This is a genomic window from Citrobacter sp. CRE-46, from assembly GCF_059615875.1.
Genome location: NZ_CM184341.1, coordinates 2,309,725 through 2,325,045, shown reverse-complemented (window position 1 = coordinate 2,325,045; position 15,321 = coordinate 2,309,725). Strand labels below are relative to the sequence as shown.

At 50.6% G+C, this 15,321-nt stretch carries 17 protein-coding genes; 6 read left to right on the top strand and 11 right to left on the bottom strand.

Features of this window, described 5'->3' with window-relative positions; translation table 11 throughout:
- The first annotated feature begins 23 nt into the window (after positions 1–23).
- Both minD and minE read left to right on the top strand, forming a co-directional pair.
- A complete protein-coding gene (minD, locus tag AC534G_RS11155) occupies positions 24–836 on the top strand; it encodes a septum site-determining protein MinD (protein WP_038641246.1) in 813 nt (270 codons plus the stop codon).
- Positions 837–839: 3 nt separating this feature from the next.
- The gene (gene minE / locus AC534G_RS11150; RefSeq protein WP_003833739.1) at positions 840–1,106 is read left to right on the top strand and encodes a cell division topological specificity factor MinE; all 267 of its coding nucleotides are present in this window, start codon (positions 840–842) and stop codon (positions 1,104–1,106) included.
- Between the two features lie 86 nt (positions 1,107–1,192).
- On the opposite strand, the gene AC534G_RS11145 is transcribed toward minE, so the two are convergent.
- Complete coding sequence (locus AC534G_RS11145; protein ID WP_038641248.1) at positions 1,193–2,110, bottom strand: LysR family transcriptional regulator; 918 nt, start codon at positions 2,108–2,110, stop codon at positions 1,193–1,195.
- Between the two features lie 103 nt (positions 2,111–2,213).
- Between AC534G_RS11145 and AC534G_RS11140 the strand changes: the two genes are divergently transcribed.
- Positions 2,214–3,299, top strand: coding sequence for a tartrate dehydrogenase (locus AC534G_RS11140; protein ID WP_110497871.1), 1,086 nt, complete (start codon positions 2,214–2,216; stop codon positions 3,297–3,299).
- 48 nt (positions 3,300–3,347) lie between these two features.
- Here the strand turns inward: AC534G_RS11140 and rnd are convergent, their stop codons facing one another.
- The 5 genes from rnd to yoaA all read right to left on the bottom strand — a co-directional run bounded on the left by rnd (position 3,348) and on the right by yoaA (position 9,782).
- The gene (gene rnd / locus AC534G_RS11135; RefSeq protein ID WP_038641255.1) at positions 3,348–4,463 is read right to left on the bottom strand and encodes a ribonuclease D; all 1,116 of its coding nucleotides are present in this window, start codon (positions 4,461–4,463) and stop codon (positions 3,348–3,350) included.
- A gap of 84 nt (positions 4,464–4,547) precedes the next feature.
- Positions 4,548–6,233 (bottom strand): long-chain-fatty-acid--CoA ligase FadD, encoded by a 1,686-nt coding sequence (fadD, locus tag AC534G_RS11130; protein ID WP_123261005.1) that lies wholly within the window; start codon positions 6,231–6,233, stop codon positions 4,548–4,550.
- Between the two features lie 204 nt (positions 6,234–6,437).
- Positions 6,438–7,022 (bottom strand): Slp family lipoprotein, encoded by a 585-nt coding sequence (locus AC534G_RS11125; protein ID WP_110497869.1) that lies wholly within the window; start codon positions 7,020–7,022, stop codon positions 6,438–6,440.
- 95 nt (positions 7,023–7,117) lie between these two features.
- Positions 7,118–7,813 (bottom strand): tRNA (adenosine(37)-N6)-threonylcarbamoyltransferase complex dimerization subunit type 1 TsaB, encoded by a 696-nt coding sequence (tsaB, locus tag AC534G_RS11120; protein ID WP_038641261.1) that lies wholly within the window; start codon positions 7,811–7,813, stop codon positions 7,118–7,120.
- Positions 7,814–7,871: 58 nt separating this feature from the next.
- Positions 7,872–9,782, bottom strand: a complete 1,911-nt coding sequence (yoaA, locus tag AC534G_RS11115; protein WP_110497867.1) for a DNA repair helicase YoaA — start codon at positions 9,780–9,782, stop codon at positions 7,872–7,874.
- Positions 9,783–9,922: 140 nt separating this feature from the next.
- On the opposite strand from yoaA, the gene AC534G_RS11110 reads away from it, so the two are divergent.
- Complete coding sequence (locus tag AC534G_RS11110) at positions 9,923–10,267, top strand: RidA family protein (protein ID WP_042307863.1); 345 nt, start codon at positions 9,923–9,925, stop codon at positions 10,265–10,267.
- Positions 10,268–10,273: 6 nt separating this feature from the next.
- Here the strand turns inward: AC534G_RS11110 and AC534G_RS11105 are convergent, their stop codons facing one another.
- Positions 10,274–10,453: a YoaH family protein gene (locus AC534G_RS11105; protein ID WP_003020986.1), complete on the bottom strand. Its 180-nt coding sequence runs from the start codon at positions 10,451–10,453 to the stop codon at positions 10,274–10,276.
- Between the two features lie 83 nt (positions 10,454–10,536).
- On the opposite strand from AC534G_RS11105, the gene pabB reads away from it, so the two are divergent.
- Complete coding sequence (gene pabB, locus AC534G_RS11100) at positions 10,537–11,898, top strand: aminodeoxychorismate synthase component 1 (RefSeq protein ID WP_110497865.1); 1,362 nt, start codon at positions 10,537–10,539, stop codon at positions 11,896–11,898.
- Positions 11,899–11,901: 3 nt separating this feature from the next.
- The gene (locus AC534G_RS11095; protein ID WP_038641269.1) at positions 11,902–12,480 is read left to right on the top strand and encodes a CoA pyrophosphatase; all 579 of its coding nucleotides are present in this window, start codon (positions 11,902–11,904) and stop codon (positions 12,478–12,480) included.
- 470 nt (positions 12,481–12,950) lie between these two features.
- On the opposite strand, the gene AC534G_RS11090 is transcribed toward AC534G_RS11095, so the two are convergent.
- The 4 genes from AC534G_RS11090 to AC534G_RS11075 all read right to left on the bottom strand — a co-directional run bounded on the left by AC534G_RS11090 (position 12,951) and on the right by AC534G_RS11075 (position 15,187).
- A complete protein-coding gene (locus AC534G_RS11090) occupies positions 12,951–13,136 on the bottom strand; it encodes a hypothetical protein (RefSeq protein ID WP_110497863.1) in 186 nt (61 codons plus the stop codon).
- Positions 13,137–13,798: 662 nt separating this feature from the next.
- Positions 13,799–14,290, bottom strand: a complete 492-nt coding sequence (gene tssD / locus AC534G_RS11085; RefSeq protein WP_110497861.1) for a type VI secretion system tube protein TssD — start codon at positions 14,288–14,290, stop codon at positions 13,799–13,801.
- Between the two features lie 8 nt (positions 14,291–14,298).
- On the bottom strand, positions 14,299–14,658 hold the full coding sequence (locus tag AC534G_RS11080) for a putative T6SS immunity periplasmic lipoprotein (protein WP_496594546.1): 360 nt from the start codon (positions 14,656–14,658) through the stop codon (positions 14,299–14,301).
- Between the two features lies 1 nt (position 14,659).
- A complete protein-coding gene (locus tag AC534G_RS11075) occupies positions 14,660–15,187 on the bottom strand; it encodes a type IV secretion protein Rhs (RefSeq protein WP_110497857.1) in 528 nt (175 codons plus the stop codon).
- Positions 15,188–15,321 lie beyond the last annotated feature (134 nt).

Below are 15,321 nucleotides of genomic sequence, written 5' to 3'. Positions count from 1 at the left end.
TCCCTTTTTAACAAGGAATTTCTATGGCACGCATTATTGTTGTTACTTCGGGTAAAGGGGGCGTTGGCAAAACCACCTCCAGCGCGGCCATCGCTACAGGTTTGGCCCAGAAGGGAAAGAAAACTGTCGTTATTGATTTTGATATCGGCCTGCGTAATCTTGATCTGATTATGGGTTGTGAACGCCGCGTCGTTTACGACTTCGTCAACGTTATTCAGGGCGATGCGTCGTTAAATCAGGCGTTAATCAAAGATAAGCGTACCGAGAATCTCTTTATTCTTCCGGCTTCACAGACCCGCGATAAAGACGCGCTGACGCGTGAAGGCGTCGCAAAAGTTCTGGACGATCTGAAAGCGATGGACTTTGACTTCATCGTCTGCGATTCCCCGGCGGGTATCGAAACCGGCGCGCTGATGGCCCTGTATTTTGCTGATGAAGCCATTATCACCACAAACCCGGAAGTCTCTTCTGTACGCGACTCAGACCGTATTCTGGGTATTCTGGCGTCGAAATCCCGCCGCGCAGAAAACGGTGAAGAGCCGATTAAAGAGCATCTGTTGCTTACGCGCTACAACCCTGGCCGCGTAAATAAAGGTGACATGCTGAGCATGGAAGACGTACTGGAAATTCTGCGAATCAAGCTGGTTGGCGTGATTCCTGAAGATCAGTCAGTCCTGCGCGCGTCTAACCAGGGTGAGCCGGTTATTCTCGACATCAATGCTGATGCCGGTAAAGCCTATGCTGATACCGTAGACCGTCTGTTGGGAGAAGAACGTCCTTTCCGCTTCATTGAAGAAGAGAAGAAAGGTTTCCTCAAACGCCTGTTCGGAGGATAAGTTATGGCATTACTGGATTTTTTTCTCTCGCGGAAAAAGAGCACAGCGAACATCGCTAAAGAGCGACTGCAGATTATTGTTGCGGAACGTCGTCGTAGTGACGCCGAGCCACATTATTTACCGCAGTTAAGGAAGGATATTCTCGACGTTATCTGCAAGTATGTACAAATTGATCCAGAAATGGTCACCGTACAGCTTGAACAAAAAGACGGCGATATTTCGATCCTCGAGCTGAACGTAACATTACCTGAAGCAGAAGAGTCTAAATAACCTTTTGTGTAAATGCGTCATGGTTGCAAAAAAGGCAGATTATTCTGCCTTTTTTAATTTTCTTCCTTTGCCAATCTGCAACACATTTATTCCAACGTAAACTTCGGGTAGTTTTCGGCAAAATAGCGGCGCAAATACTCAACGGTAATACGGATTTTTGCCGACGTCGCCAGGCGTGAAACATAAACCGCCCAAATATTTGCTGGTTGATAATACTCAGGCAATATGTGTATCAGATGTCCGCTGGCAATGTTGCCACAGACATCCCACCACGAACGCAGAGCAATTCCCTGGCCGTCAAGACACCATTGATGCACCACTTCGCCATGATTAGATGACAGAGGCCCGGTCACTTTAATTGAGTGAGTCCCCTCTTTATTGCGCATTTGCCAGATACCAAACGGATGGTCACGCTCTTTAATGACCAGACAGGGAAAAGTAGAGAGATCGTTCAGTTGCTTCGGCATTCCATGCTGCGCCACAAACTCCGGCGAGGCGCAAAGAATACGATAGTTAGTCGCCAGTTTACGGGCAATCAGATTAGGTGCGATATCATCCCCGATACGAATATCGAGATCGACGCCCTCATTCACCAGGTCCACCAGACGGTCTTCAACATCGAATCTCAGCTCCAGCTGTGGGTACTCTTTCGCCAGCGCAGACAACGCAGGAGCCACCACCCGGCGGCCAAAACCAAAACTGCTGATAATACGTAACATCCCTTGCGGGATCTGCCTGACATCGGACAGCTCGTCCATCATCTGATCGACATCATGCAGGATCCGCTGCGCCCATTCGTATATCCGCTCCCCCTCTTCCGTGATGGTCACCCGCCGTGTTGTCCGGTGTAATAGCACCACGTTCAGCGTCTGCTCCAGGAGGGCTACACGCTTACTGATATAAGCCGGTGATACACCCAACTCTTCGGCAACGGCGGCAAAACCCGCGCGGCGCGCAACCAGCATAAAGACGCGCAAATCATTTAACAGCGGCAGATTATTCATGATCTGTGTTTTATGTTTCACCAGTTAGGGGGATTAACTATCGTCCAGTCAATTATAGGATGAGGGGAAAGTCAATTTTGATGGCGTACAAGTGAGAGCTGCTATGAAGAAAACCTATCGTATTGCCGCTATCCCCGGAGATGGCATTGGTAAAGAAGTCCTGCCTGAAGGCATTCATGTGTTACAGGCAGCCGCCGAACGCTGGGGCCTGTCGCTTAGCTTTGAACAAATAGAGTGGGCCAGTTGCGAATACTACGCCCATCACGGCAAGATGATGCCGGATGACTGGCGTGAACAGCTGCAATCCTTCGATGCTATCTATTTTGGTGCCGTGGGCTGGCCGGACACCGTCCCGGACCACATTTCACTATGGGGTTCGCTGCTTAAGTTTCGCCGCGAATTCGATCAGTACGTTAACCTGCGCCCGGTGCGGCTGTTTCCCGGCGTCCCATGTCCGCTGGCGGGCAAACAGCCGGGTGACATTGATTTCTACGTCGTGCGTGAGAACACCGAGGGGGAGTACTCTTCCCTCGGCGGACGTGTGAGCGAAGGTACCGAACACGAGATGGTGATCCAGGAGTCTGTTTTCACCCGTCGTGGTGTCGACCGTATATTGCGTTACGCCTTTGAACTGGCGCAAAGCCGCCCGCGCAAAACGCTAACCTCAGCGACTAAATCAAACGGTCTTGCCATCAGCATGCCTTACTGGGATGAGCGCGTCGAAGCGATGGCGGCCAACTATCCCGGGATCCGCTGGGATAAACAGCATATTGATATTCTCTGCGCCCGCTTTGTGATGCAGCCGGAACGTTTTGACGTCGTGGTCGCTTCCAATCTGTTTGGCGATATTCTCTCCGATCTCGGTCCGGCCTGTACCGGTACAATTGGCATTGCGCCATCTGCCAACTTAAACCCGGAACGCACCTTCCCGTCCCTGTTCGAGCCGGTACACGGTTCAGCCCCTGATATCTACGGTAAAAATATCGCCAACCCAATCGCGACAATCTGGGCTGGCGCGATGATGCTCGACTTCCTTGGTCACGGTGATGCCAACTATAAGGCCGCCCACGACGGCATTCTGGCGGCAATTGAGCAAGTTATTGCCAGCGGCCCGAAAACACCAGATATGAAAGGTAACGCCACCACACAGCAGGTTGGTGAGGCCATTAGTCGGGCACTGCGCGGTTAACCTTTGTGTCATTAAAAACGGGAGCACCCGGCTCCCGTTTTAGCTTGCTTACTGCGGATACTCCAACAACAGCGCGTTGAGACGCTCAGCCATCAGTTCGCCACGCCAGCCGGAAATCAGCTCAGGCAGGGATTGCTGCGGCTTTAATTTCCAGTGCCAGTTGAGCAACTGGTTGATCTGGCGACGTGAAGCCAGCAGCTCGACGCTGAGATTTTGCTCCGCACTGACTTCGGCAACCAGCGCCTTAATGGCTTTGAACGCCTTGCGGTAGCCTGGCATATCCATCAAATTCAGTAGCGGTTGCGGCAGCGACGCCTCCGGTAAAGCCTGCGCTTTCTCGACAAGGGAAATCAGCGTCTTGCCGTGGAAGCGAATTTCGCTGCCGGAAAGCCCCAGGCTGTCCAGTTCGCCCAGACTACCCGGCATATAACGCGCCACCGCCCATAAGTGTTCTTCACGCACCACGAAGTTTACCGCCAGATCGCGCTCGCGCGCTTTACGCAGTCGCCAGTCGGCAAGCAGTTGCAGACAGGCCAACTGACGGGTGCGCAGTTGCCAGGCATTGGTGATCTCACGCCAGGCATCCTCGGGGGCCAGAATCTCCTGGCGACGCTGCTGCATTAAGCGACATTCGTCCAGCGCGGCGGGCAGCCAGCCGCTGGCTTCGGTTTCAGCCATCAGCGTTGTGGTGATCGGTAACAAATACCAGACGTCAGCCGCCGCGTATTCACACTGACGCTCGGTCAGCGGCCTGGCCAGCCAGTCGGTACGGGATTCGCTTTTGTCCAGGGCTATGCCGGTAAACTCTTCCACCATCGCGGCAAACCCCCACGACAGCGGACGACCGCAAAAAGCGGCGAGAATTTGTGTGTCAATCAACGGCTGCGGGAGTTCACCAAAGGCATTGAGAAACACCTCCAGATCTTCACTACCGGCATGCAGAAACTTGGTTATCGCCGTATCACGTAAAATATCGCGTAGTGGCGACCAGTCAGTGATCCCCTGCGGGTCAATCAGAGCAACGTGTTTGCCATCAAACAGCTGGATCAACCCCAACTGCGGATAATAGGTACGCGTGCGAACAAATTCGGTATCCAGGGCTATCGCCGGAAATTCACGGACGGCTTCGCACAGCGTGGCCAACGCGTCGTCCGTAGTGATCATTTGATAATTCAAATCGTGCTCTCTTAGGTTTACGCCAAAAAAAACGCCGGATTACCCGGCGTTTTCTGCTGGCTGACTTAACGCTCAGCCTTTATTGTCCACTTTGGCACGTGCTTCGTCACGTAATTCTCGTCGCAAAATCTTTCCAACGTTAGATTTTGGCAACTCATCACGAAACTCCACCAGCTTCGGTACTTTATAGCCCGTCAGATGGCGACGACAAAAAGTGACCAGCGCCTCTTCGGTTAACGAGGCATCTTTCTTCACCACGAAGATTTTCACCGCCTCACCGCTGCTGCCCGATGGAACGCCAACCGCAGCGACTTCCTGTACGCCAGAATGTTGCATCACCACGTCTTCAATTTCATTCGGATAAACGTTAAAGCCGGACACCAGGATCATATCTTTCTTACGATCGACAATCCGCAGGAAGCCTTCATCATCCATCACCGCAATATCGCCAGTGTGCAACCAGCCGTCTTTGACGATTTCATCAGTCGCATCCGGTCGCTGCCAGTAACCCAGCATCACCTGCGGACCTTTCACGCACAGTTCGCCCGGCTCTCCCGGCGGCACTTCGTTATCGTCGTCATCCACCAGCTTGACCTCGGTGGAAGGAACCGGTAAACCGATACTGCCGCTGTGGTAGTCGATATCGTGAGGGTTGACGCTTACCAGCGGAGCGCACTCCGTCAGGCCATAGCCTTCCAGCAGATACTGACCCGTCAGCTTCACCCAACGCTCAGCCACCGCCTGTTGAACCGGCATGCCGCCGCCTGCAGAAAGATGCAGTGAGGAGAAATCCAGTTGCTGGAACTCTTTGTTATTCAGCAGCGCGTTAAACAGCGTGTTGACGCCAGTCATCGCGGTGAAGGGGTATTTCGCCAGCTCTTTGACCAGTCCCGGAATATCGCGCGGATTCGTAATCAGCAGGTTTTGACCGCCCAGCTCAATAAACAGCAGGCAGTTCATTGTCAGCGCGAAAATGTGATACAGCGGTAAGGCCGTTACCACCAGCTCTTTACCCGGATGCAGCAACGGTCCGTAGGTGGCGTTAACCTGCTCAAGGTTAGCCAGCATGTTGCGGTGCGTGAGCATCGCGCCTTTCGCCACACCGGTTGTCCCACCGGTATATTGCAGAAACGCCAAATCTTCCGACACCACTTCAGGCTTCACATACTGCATGCGATAACCGTTTTGCAGCGCACTGCGAAACGAGATGGCATCCGGCAGGTGATATTTTGGCACCAGGCGCTTAATGTACTTCACGACAAAGTTAACCAGCGTCCCTTTGGCGGTAGAAAGTTGATCGCCCATACGCGTCAGGATCACGTGTTGCACCGACGTTTTATCGACCACCTTCTCCAGCGTGTGAGCAAAGTTAGACACGATGACAATCGCCGACGCGCCGCTGTCATTGAGCTGGTGTTCCAGCTCGCGAGGCGTGTACAGGGGGTTCACGTTCACGACGATCATGCCAGCACGTAAAATCCCAAACAGGGCGACCGGATATTGCAGCAGGTTCGGCATCATCAGCGCGACGCGATCGCCCTTTTTCAGCCCGAGCCCTTGTTGCAAATAGGCCGCAAACGCCCGGCTGCGCTCTTCAAGCTTGCGGAAGGTCATCACCTCCCCCATGTTTACAAACGCGGGCTGATCGGCATAGCGCCTTACTGAGTGTTCAAAGAGTTCCACCAGGGATTGATAACGGTCAGGATTGATCTCCGCAGGAACACCAGCGGGATAACGGTTAAGCCAAACCTTTTTCAATACATCACCTCTAAAATGCATATTTGTCGTCATCACAACCCCAGGCAATAAACAAACTGTTAACATAATATTAACTCAGCGTACCAGTTTGTTTATTACACAACGACAAGGTTGCGAAGCACGTCACTATTTATTTTTCTTATATCCACATTAATGCAGAAACAGCGGACGAGCCGCTGTTTCTTTTACTTATAAAACAAAGAGTTACTCAGTTACTATGGTCTGAACCTGTGCCGGACCGGGATTGTACCATCCCCATCCGCCGTAGCCACCGTAAGGCCAGCCACGCGCGCCGTAGAACCAGGGGTCGATCGGCTGAGGCGGCATAACAATCTGCTGAGTAATATGCCAGCGTTTATAACCGCTTACCTGCATCAGCATGAATTTATACGGCGTACTGCCAATTTTTCCGTCCACTGTTCCGCTAATCGGACCGACGACGGTAACCAGTTGACCACGAAAATCCACCGGGTCGAGAAAGCCGTTTACATCGGCAAAAATTCGTCCGCGAGAGGCTTCGCCCAGCACGGGGCGCGCCCCGCTATCGAGAGGAACCGTGGCAATTTCCAGACGGGATTTCCCCTGCTGGTTCTGAATATCCACCACTTTGCCGCCGAAACGCGCTTCCTGTCCGACATAAAGCTGCGGCGCATTCATCACCCGCACCAGATCCTGCTGTGGCGTAGGGCTTGAGCCTTTAATCGCATCCGGGATGGTAACGCAGCCGCTTAGCATTAACGCCAATACGCCCGCCAACACACCTTTCACTACCTGCTTTTGCACCGCCATATTGCGACTCCCTCTTCTTAGCGCCTGCCCCGGAAAATTCACCGATGCGGGTCACTGACGACTGCGCGAATTAACCGGGGATGTACTACTAAGATTCATTCTTTACCGGGAAGTTTCTTCCACGCCACGGTGTTACGTAAATAAACCGGTTCAGCATGTTCAACCGCCACGGTCTTACCGGCAGCCAGCAATTGCGTGGCGACAGGCAGCATGTCTTCAGCCGCCGGCAGCAGAACAGCGCCATCGCTCAGCGTCAGGCCGCTGTCTTTACCCAGTTCAGGCCAGGCAGGCCACCCAGTTCCGACAGTGACCCATTCGCCAGACAGTTGCAGCAAGCGTTCATGTACTTGTTCAGGCGTTAACACGGCTTCGGTTTCTTCACCGCGCCAGATGCCATTTTCATCACGCTGGTATTCGGCCCAGTAAACCTCGCCCATTCGCGCATCAATCGCCGCCAGCACGCGGGTGGCGCCAGACTTACGCCAGGCCCCCTGCGCCATGGTCGCCAGGGTAGAGACGCCGATCATCGGTAAATTCGCACCTAACGCCAACCCCTGAGCAATGCCAATCCCGATACGTACGCCGGTGAAACTGCCGGGGCCGCGACCAAACGCCAGGGCGTCGATATCGGATAAGGCTAATTCGCCAGCGGCCAGGATCTCCTGGACCATCGGTAAAATTCGTTGGGTATGTTCTCGTGGGCAAAGCTCGAAATGAGCTTTGATAGTACCGTCATTCCACAGGGCAACAGAGCACGCCTCTGTGGCGGTATCGATAGCCAGAATTCGCATGGGTGTTTGTGATCAGATCAATAAATTTGGCGCGCATCTTACCACACTCCGTAACAAATTACTCAGTCGATGGTATGGCAAGAAAACGGACAGCACGCGCAATGTCACGCGTGCGCGGCGCAGGCGGAAGACTCGCCAGGAAGGTAGCGCCGTAGGGTCGCATCACCAGGCGGTTGTCGCAAATGACCAGCACGCCGCGATCGTCTGCGTCACGAATCAGTCGTCCTACCCCCTGTTTCAGGGTGATTACCGCATCCGGGAGTTGAACCTCGTCGAAGGGATCGCCGCCGCGCAGGCGACAGTCTTCCATCCGGGCTTTTAACAGCGGGTCATCCGGCGAAGTGAACGGAAGTTTATCGATAATGACCAGCGACAGCGTATCGCCACGCACGTCTACCCCTTCCCAGAAGCTGCTGGTAGCAACCAGTAACGCATTACCTGCGCTGACAAACTGCTGTAACAGTTGCCCTTTACTGGTTTCGCCCTGCAACAGGACCGGCAGCGTCATGGTGGCGCGGAATTGTTCTGCCAGATCGCGCATCATCGCGTGTGAGGTACACAGCATAAAGCAGCGACCGTTGTTTGCTTCAATAATGGGACGCAGCATTGACGCTAACTGGCGCGCGGCTCCCGGCTGGTTGGTTTGCGGGAGATTACGCGGCACGCAGAGCAGCGCCTGACGCGTGTAATCAAAAGGGCTCGGCAACAGCATCGACTCGGCGTCATCTATGCCCAGCCGCGCAGTGAAATGATGAAGGTCATCGTTTACCGACAGCGTCGCGGAGGTAAAAATCCAACAGCCCGGCTTTTGTTCCATCACTTCTTTGAATTTATCCGCCACGGTGAGCGGCGTTAGCGCAAGAGTGAAATGGCGGGAGGTGCATTCATACCAATAGCTGAAGCCTGGCTGGTTAATCTCTTTCAGGCGCTTCAAACGGGCGCGATAAAGCGTGGCACGCTCAAACGCAGCATCCAACAACGCCGAACGTCCAAGAGACAGTTTCGCCACGTCGTAACACAGCTCCAGCGTGTCATCGAGCAACAAAAACGCGCGCTGCACACGCTGGTCAGCCAGCAGTTCGCGCAGATTGCCGCGATAGCCCGGCTCGCCAAGTTGCAGGCGGAAGTCCTGCGCACTTTGCGCCAGGCGATCGGCGCACTTCTGCAACTGCTGAGTGTCTTTCAGCTCGGTGCGATAGGCAATGGTGATGTCTTTCGCCAGGTCTAACAACTGACGACTGGAGAGCGATTGGCCAAAGTACTGGCTGGCGATATCCGGTAACTGATGCGCTTCATCGAAGATCATCACTTCAGCTTCGGGGATCAGTTCGCCAAACCCGCTCTCTTTCACCACCATATCAGCGAGAAACAGATGGTGGTTGACCACAACCACATCTGCCTCCATCGCATTTTTACGCGCTTTAACGACAAAACACTCTTTGTACAGCGGGCAGTCGCTGCCCAGACAATTGTCGTTGGTGCTGGTGACCAGCGGCCAGGCCTGAGAATCTTCCGCCACGCTGACGCAGGTACTGATGTCGCCATCAAGGGTTTGATTTGACCAGGAGCGCAGCAGAATGACGTCGCTTAAGGTTTGTACCGGCAGGTCGCCGCCCGCCAGCGCCTGCTGTTCAAGGCGTTCCAGACACAGATAGTTGGAGCGCCCTTTCAGCAGCGCCAGTTTGCCGGTGAATTCCAGCGCCTTTGCGACGGTCGGGAGATCGCGGCTATAAAGCTGATCCTGCAATGCTTTCGAACCGGTAGAGACGATGACCTTTTTACCCGCACGCAACGCAGGTGCCAGATAAGCGTAGGTTTTACCCGTTCCGGTTCCGGCTTCTACAACAAGCGGCTGTGATTTTTCAATGGCATGGCTAACGGCGAAGGCCATCTGCCGCTGTGGTTCACGCGGTTTAAAACCCGGTATCGCTTTAGCCAATTGACCGTCTGCTGCAAAATCGTCCGTCACACTGCCCCCTGTTCATTTGAACAGGGATTATGTCAGGCCAGCGGGTCTTTCGCCAGTTGAAGAGGTGACGTAGGCACAACATTATGGCAGTCTTGGCGCAACCTGAAGCCATTATGAAAAACGTAAATGAGGAATGATTTATGACAATTGTGCGCATTGATGCCGAAGCGCGTTGGTCCGACGTGGTTATCCATAACAACACGTTGTATTACACCGGTGTACCGGAAAACCTGGATGCAGACGCCTTTGAACAAACGGCGAATACGCTGGCGCAAATTGACGCAGTTCTGGAAAAACAGGGCAGCAACAAGTCACGTATTCTTGATGCCACCCTTTTTCTGGCAGATAAAAGTGACTTTGCCGCGATGAACAAAGCCTGGGACGCGTGGGTCGTCGCCGGTCACGCGCCGGTACGTTGTACGGTCCAGGCCGGGTTGATGAACCCGAAATACAAAGTAGAGATCAAGATTATCGCTGCGGTGTAAGCGACGTTACTCGTCTTCATCTTCGAAACGCGCCACGATCCGCTCGCCGGTATGGCTGGCGCGTAGCTCTTCAGCAACCAGAGCAATCGCTTGTCCGCTGCTCATCCCTTGCGACATCAGTTCCTGAATACGCTCGACTGCTTTTTGCTGCTGCTCATGACTGAGTGAAGGTAAACCTGCAAACATTGTTAACTCCTGCTAAATTGTCTGCGCTAATTATTTCATGCTACCGGGCAGTTAGCCAGTAGAGTAGCAACGAGTCAGGACAGATGAAGACGTTATCTCCCGCAGTAATCACATTACCCTGGCGTCAGGACGCCGCTGAACGCTATTTTTCGACCTTAAGCCATCTCCCCTGGGCGATGCTGTTGCATTCGGGTCATGCTGACCATCCACATAACCGTTTTGATATTCTGGTGGCGGATCCCGTCGCCACGCTGGTTACGCGCGCAGAAGAAACCGTTGTCTATGACGGACACGCAACTGTACGCACGCTTGATGACCCAATGACGGTATTACATTCAGCGCTCAGCGCACGGGGGATTCACCCGAGCTATCACCCCAATCTGCCGTTTCAGGGCGGCGCGTTAGGTCTGTTTGGCTACGATCTTGGCAGAAGATTTGAATCGCTGCCCACGATTGCCACGCGCGATATTGCCCTGCCAGATATGGCCGTCGGCATTTACGACTGGGCGCTGATTGTCGATCATCAGTTGCAGACCGTATCCCTGCTCAGCCATACCGATGTCGAAGCGCGGCTGCAATGGCTCAACGCGCAACAATCATCAAAACGTGAGCCATTTACATTAACCTCGGCGTGGCAGTCCAATATGAGCCGTGCCCAGTACGGCGAAAAATTCCGCCAGGTCCAGAGTTATCTGCACAGCGGCGACTGTTATCAGGTCAATCTCGCCCAGCGTTTTCAGGCGCATTATCAGGGCGATGAGTGGCAGGCATTTGTACGACTCAATCACGCTAATCGTGCACCGTTTAGCGCGTTCATTCGTCTTGAGGAAGGCGCAATCCTCAGCCTTTCACCCGAACGGTTTATTCTGTTGGAAAACCAGCACATCCAGACGCGTCCTATTAAAGGGACGCTGCCAAGACGTGAAGATGCTGATGCCGATCGTGAGCAGGCCCAACTGCTGGCGAACTCACCGAAGGATCGTGCGGAAAACCTGATGATCGTCGATTTAATGCGCAATGACATCGGTCGCGTTGCCGTGCCGGGTTCGGTACAGGTTCCGGAGCTGTTTGTAGTCGAGCCCTTCCCTGCCGTTCATCATTTAGTCAGCACCATTACCGCGCGTTTGCCGGAATCTTTGCACGCTACCGACCTGCTGCGCGCCGCCTTCCCCGGCGGCTCCATTACCGGCGCGCCGAAAGTGCGGGCGATGGAAATTATAGATGAGCTGGAGCCGCACCGACGTAATGCCTGGTGTGGCAGCATTGGTTACCTGAGCTTTTGCGGCAATATGGACACCAGCATCACCATTCGCACCCTGACGACGACGGGCGGACAGATTTACTGTTCAGCTGGCGGCGGCATTGTGGCGGACAGTCAGGAAGACGCGGAGTATCAGGAAACATTTGATAAAGTGAATCGTATTTTGCACCAACTGGAGAACTGACACGTGGAATACAGCAGCCTGACGCTTGATGATTTTTTATCGCGCTTCCAACTCCTGCGCCCGCAGGTCAACCATGCCGCGTTAAACCAGCGTCAGGCAGCCGTACTGATCCCCGTCGTCCGCCGGCCACAGCCGGGGCTGCTGCTAACCCAGCGATCCGTTCATCTACGCAAACATGCCGGCCAGGTCGCCTTTCCCGGCGGCGCGGTGGACAGCACCGATGCCTCGTTGATCGCCGCAGCCCTTCGCGAGGCGCATGAAGAAGTGGCCATTCCGCCGTCATGCGTTGAGGTGATCGGGGTCCTGCCGCCGGTCGACAGCGTCACCGGTTTCCAGGTTACCCCGGTCGTCGGCATTATCCCGCCTAATCTGCCGTATCGCGCCAGTGAAGATGAGGTTTCCGCGGTGTTTGAAATGCCGCTGGCGCAGGCGTTACATTTGGGGCGTTACCATCCGCTCGATATTTATCGTCGCGGTGATTCTCATCGCGTGTGGCTTTCGTGGTATGAGCAATATTTCGTCTGGGGAATGACCGCCGGGATAATTCGTGAGCTGGCTCTGCAAATTGGCGTCAAGCCCTGACTATACTTATCTTTACGCACGCCATAGACAACTTGAAACTCAGGTCACAGCATTAGTAAAACCGCGGTTATCTATTAGTTTAATTCATGTGAATAGTTAAGCCGATCGCCGCGTTCCCTCTTACACTATGCGCAGTTATAACATCGTTACTGGAAAGCCCAGTCGCCCTGTAGGAGTATTATCGTGATTAGTCTATTCGAGATGTCATAGTGTAGAATCAACTAACATAAAAACGATTTTTATCAATAGGTTAGTCACTTCGCCTGTGTACAAACAACGTTGAGCAACGCAATAGATAGACGATTACCAACGCGAGAAAGCGTGTTAGATTTCGCTTCATACCCTACCCCCTAACTCATCCAGAATCGCCCAAATTCGTTTCATGTACTCTACGTCATTCCATTTTCCAAAACGAAACTTTGTAATTAACGCCTTGTTTAAACACTCTGGTTTATATGCAAGCATCGAGATCAAAACGCTTTCAGCGTGAATTGCTTCTGCGTATGAGTCAAAACACTTAACAGGGTATCCGGTGAATCGATTAGTACTAAAAGTAATTTCAACTGATATTCACCAAGACGACGCACTTCACCAGTTTCTATATTAACAATAGACGACAGGGTTACATTAACCTGCCAGTTATTAATGACGGTCATTATTAATTATTCCATTGAGCAAGTTCTTATATCGTCCCGGATAATAATAATTGAGTCAATGCATGTAATATAACAGATAGCACGAACGCATTAGCGTAAATATATTTCTAACATATAGGGAGTGGTTATTCTTTATGCATGGTTTAAAACCTCCTGTACGCCGTCATGAGAGATTCTATAGGTGCAGTGATACGAATGCATAGGCACGATGCAGATCGACGAATCGTACACTTACAGATCATAAAATGATCATTTTCAACCAGTTACGATAATTTTTAACATGATGATTACACTGTATCACCCCGCTTATTTTTGTAGTATACAGCCCAGGTAATGTTATCTATTTTTTTCAAACCTTCTTGATCATAGACATAAAATGATTTATTGCCGTTTCTATCCACACGTACACCATCTTCATTACGTTGTAGTTGGTGCTCATTCCGCACATGGATCAGTAGTTGTTCTAACTCTGTATATTTTAGTTGGGATAATTTAGTACGGTTTTAACCGTAAGTGTTTGGTAGGTTGTTTGACATGGGATACTCCATTAGTCATATTGCAATATGGAGTATTTACCTGATAGGATTCATGCGTTCAGTACTACACCGTTTATGTTTAATCCAGGGGTGGATTGTTCAGTGTAGTACCGAACTAATTATATATTACCCCCACCAGCCATATGTCCAAGCATCTGTAAATTGAATATTACCATTCAAATACTTCCACGTTATTTTTTCATACATGAGTGATAACGATTCTGTAGGGTTCTGTGCATTTACAGAATTAAGGTTTATGTGAGGTAATGAAGGATGCAAACCAACTATTTTAACATTCTCTAGTATCATGTGATAAAACTCTTCTTCTTGCCCCGCTGCGTTGGTTCTATACCATTTAATAGTTGCTTTCTGTAATTTATGATTTTCACATAATGCTCTGCATAGATAGGGACTTGATTGATCGATTTCTTTTAATATTCCCATAGGTGAGTGCTTGCGTCCTGATGTCAGTCGCCCAGTGTTACCATCATGAGGAACATTCATACCATGAGATAATTGTAGTACTTCTATAGAACCTTCACGGCCTATAACCTCTGAACCACCAATGATAGGTGAACCATTTTGATCAATTAAAAATAAATGTGCTGGATGTGACATATATCCCTCTATAAAATTACAAGTTTGCCGTTATCTGAAATAATAAAAGCTATTTCATATTTTTTAATCTCTCCATTTGTATCTTTTACAGTATAAAAAACATCATAGCTGACACCACGGTTATATTCATGATATGGAAGACATGATTTATACGCTATTGGGTCTATGTTTTTCATATTAGAAACAGGATTAGCTTTAGTTGTGATAATGTATGAATTATATCTATCACCTTCTTCAGCATCATGCGGAGAAATACATACAAAGTTACCGTTTATCTGAATATCACTTTGTTTAACCTGGTATAGTTGTGAACTTTCAATAATACAACCTGATAACAAAAATGGCAGTACTAAAATTATCTTCTTCATTTTAGAACTCATAGTATGGAAACATAGCCAGTGTTTCATGATACAACCGTAGTATTATTGGATACTCGACTTCTTTTTGTCTACAGAAAGAATCTAATAACCATCTGTCATATCCATGTTCTGAAATAGTCCAGTAGTCAGATATTATCTGTGCTTGTTGTTCCATTGAATATGAAATAAATGGTGAACCAATATTGTATGTATAGTCTGCTACCCATGAATACATCCCGCGTAATTTTGTATTCATTCCTTTTTGATGTTGCCATACATGTGTGAATTCGTGCATGAATAATTGCTGATGGTTTATATTTGTTGCTTTTGAGAAATCACTCTCATATTTTTCAGGTAATATATAGATATCATTTCCAGGTGTCATCCCATCGACAGATTGAAGTTCGAATGGAATCCATGAATCACAATGAATCCAAACTTTAAAATATTCAACTGTGTCGTGGAAATACGGTCGTACCATTGCAATCTCGCCTATAGTCATGAGATGCAATGTGTGATATTCAGCTTTACCTACCATAAGCAGATCTCCAATAGTTAAAAATTACTGATATCATAGAAAGAAAAAATGGTATGAACGTATAGTGCGGGTTTTATGAAATGAGGTTATTACTGTATCTATAACGTTAGGTACTGAGGATTAAGTACTTTTTT

What these genes read in the sequence shown, in the direction of transcription:
- tsaB (WP_038641261.1), bottom strand. Translation starts at nt 7,813, where the DNA reads ATGCGAATTCTGGCTATCGATACCGCCACAGAGGCGTGCTCTGTTGCC.
- AC534G_RS11105 (WP_003020986.1), bottom strand. Translation starts at nt 10,453, where the DNA reads ATGTTTGCAGGTTTACCTTCACTCAGTCATGAGCAGCAGCAAAAAGCA.
- AC534G_RS11090 (WP_110497863.1), bottom strand. Translation starts at nt 13,136, where the DNA reads ATGACCGTCATTAATAACTGGCAGGTTAATGTAACCCTGTCGTCTATT.
- AC534G_RS11080 (WP_496594546.1), bottom strand. Translation starts at nt 14,658, where the DNA reads ATGAAGAAGATAATTTTAGTACTGCCATTTTTGTTATCAGGTTGTATT.
- tssD (WP_110497861.1), bottom strand. Translation starts at nt 14,290, where the DNA reads ATGTCACATCCAGCACATTTATTTTTAATTGATCAAAATGGTTCACCT.
- AC534G_RS11140 (WP_110497871.1), top strand. Translation starts at nt 2,214, where the DNA reads ATGAAGAAAACCTATCGTATTGCCGCTATCCCCGGAGATGGCATTGGT.
- AC534G_RS11110 (WP_042307863.1), top strand. Translation starts at nt 9,923, where the DNA reads ATGACAATTGTGCGCATTGATGCCGAAGCGCGTTGGTCCGACGTGGTT.
- AC534G_RS11125 (WP_110497869.1), bottom strand. Translation starts at nt 7,022, where the DNA reads ATGGCGGTGCAAAAGCAGGTAGTGAAAGGTGTGTTGGCGGGCGTATTG.
- pabB (WP_110497865.1), top strand. Translation starts at nt 10,537, where the DNA reads ATGAAGACGTTATCTCCCGCAGTAATCACATTACCCTGGCGTCAGGAC.
- AC534G_RS11075 (WP_110497857.1), bottom strand. Translation starts at nt 15,187, where the DNA reads ATGGTAGGTAAAGCTGAATATCACACATTGCATCTCATGACTATAGGC.
- minE (WP_003833739.1), top strand. Translation starts at nt 840, where the DNA reads ATGGCATTACTGGATTTTTTTCTCTCGCGGAAAAAGAGCACAGCGAAC.
- AC534G_RS11145 (WP_038641248.1), bottom strand. Translation starts at nt 2,110, where the DNA reads ATGAATAATCTGCCGCTGTTAAATGATTTGCGCGTCTTTATGCTGGTT.
- minD (WP_038641246.1), top strand. Translation starts at nt 24, where the DNA reads ATGGCACGCATTATTGTTGTTACTTCGGGTAAAGGGGGCGTTGGCAAA.
- rnd (WP_038641255.1), bottom strand. Translation starts at nt 4,463, where the DNA reads ATGATCACTACGGACGACGCGTTGGCCACGCTGTGCGAAGCCGTCCGT.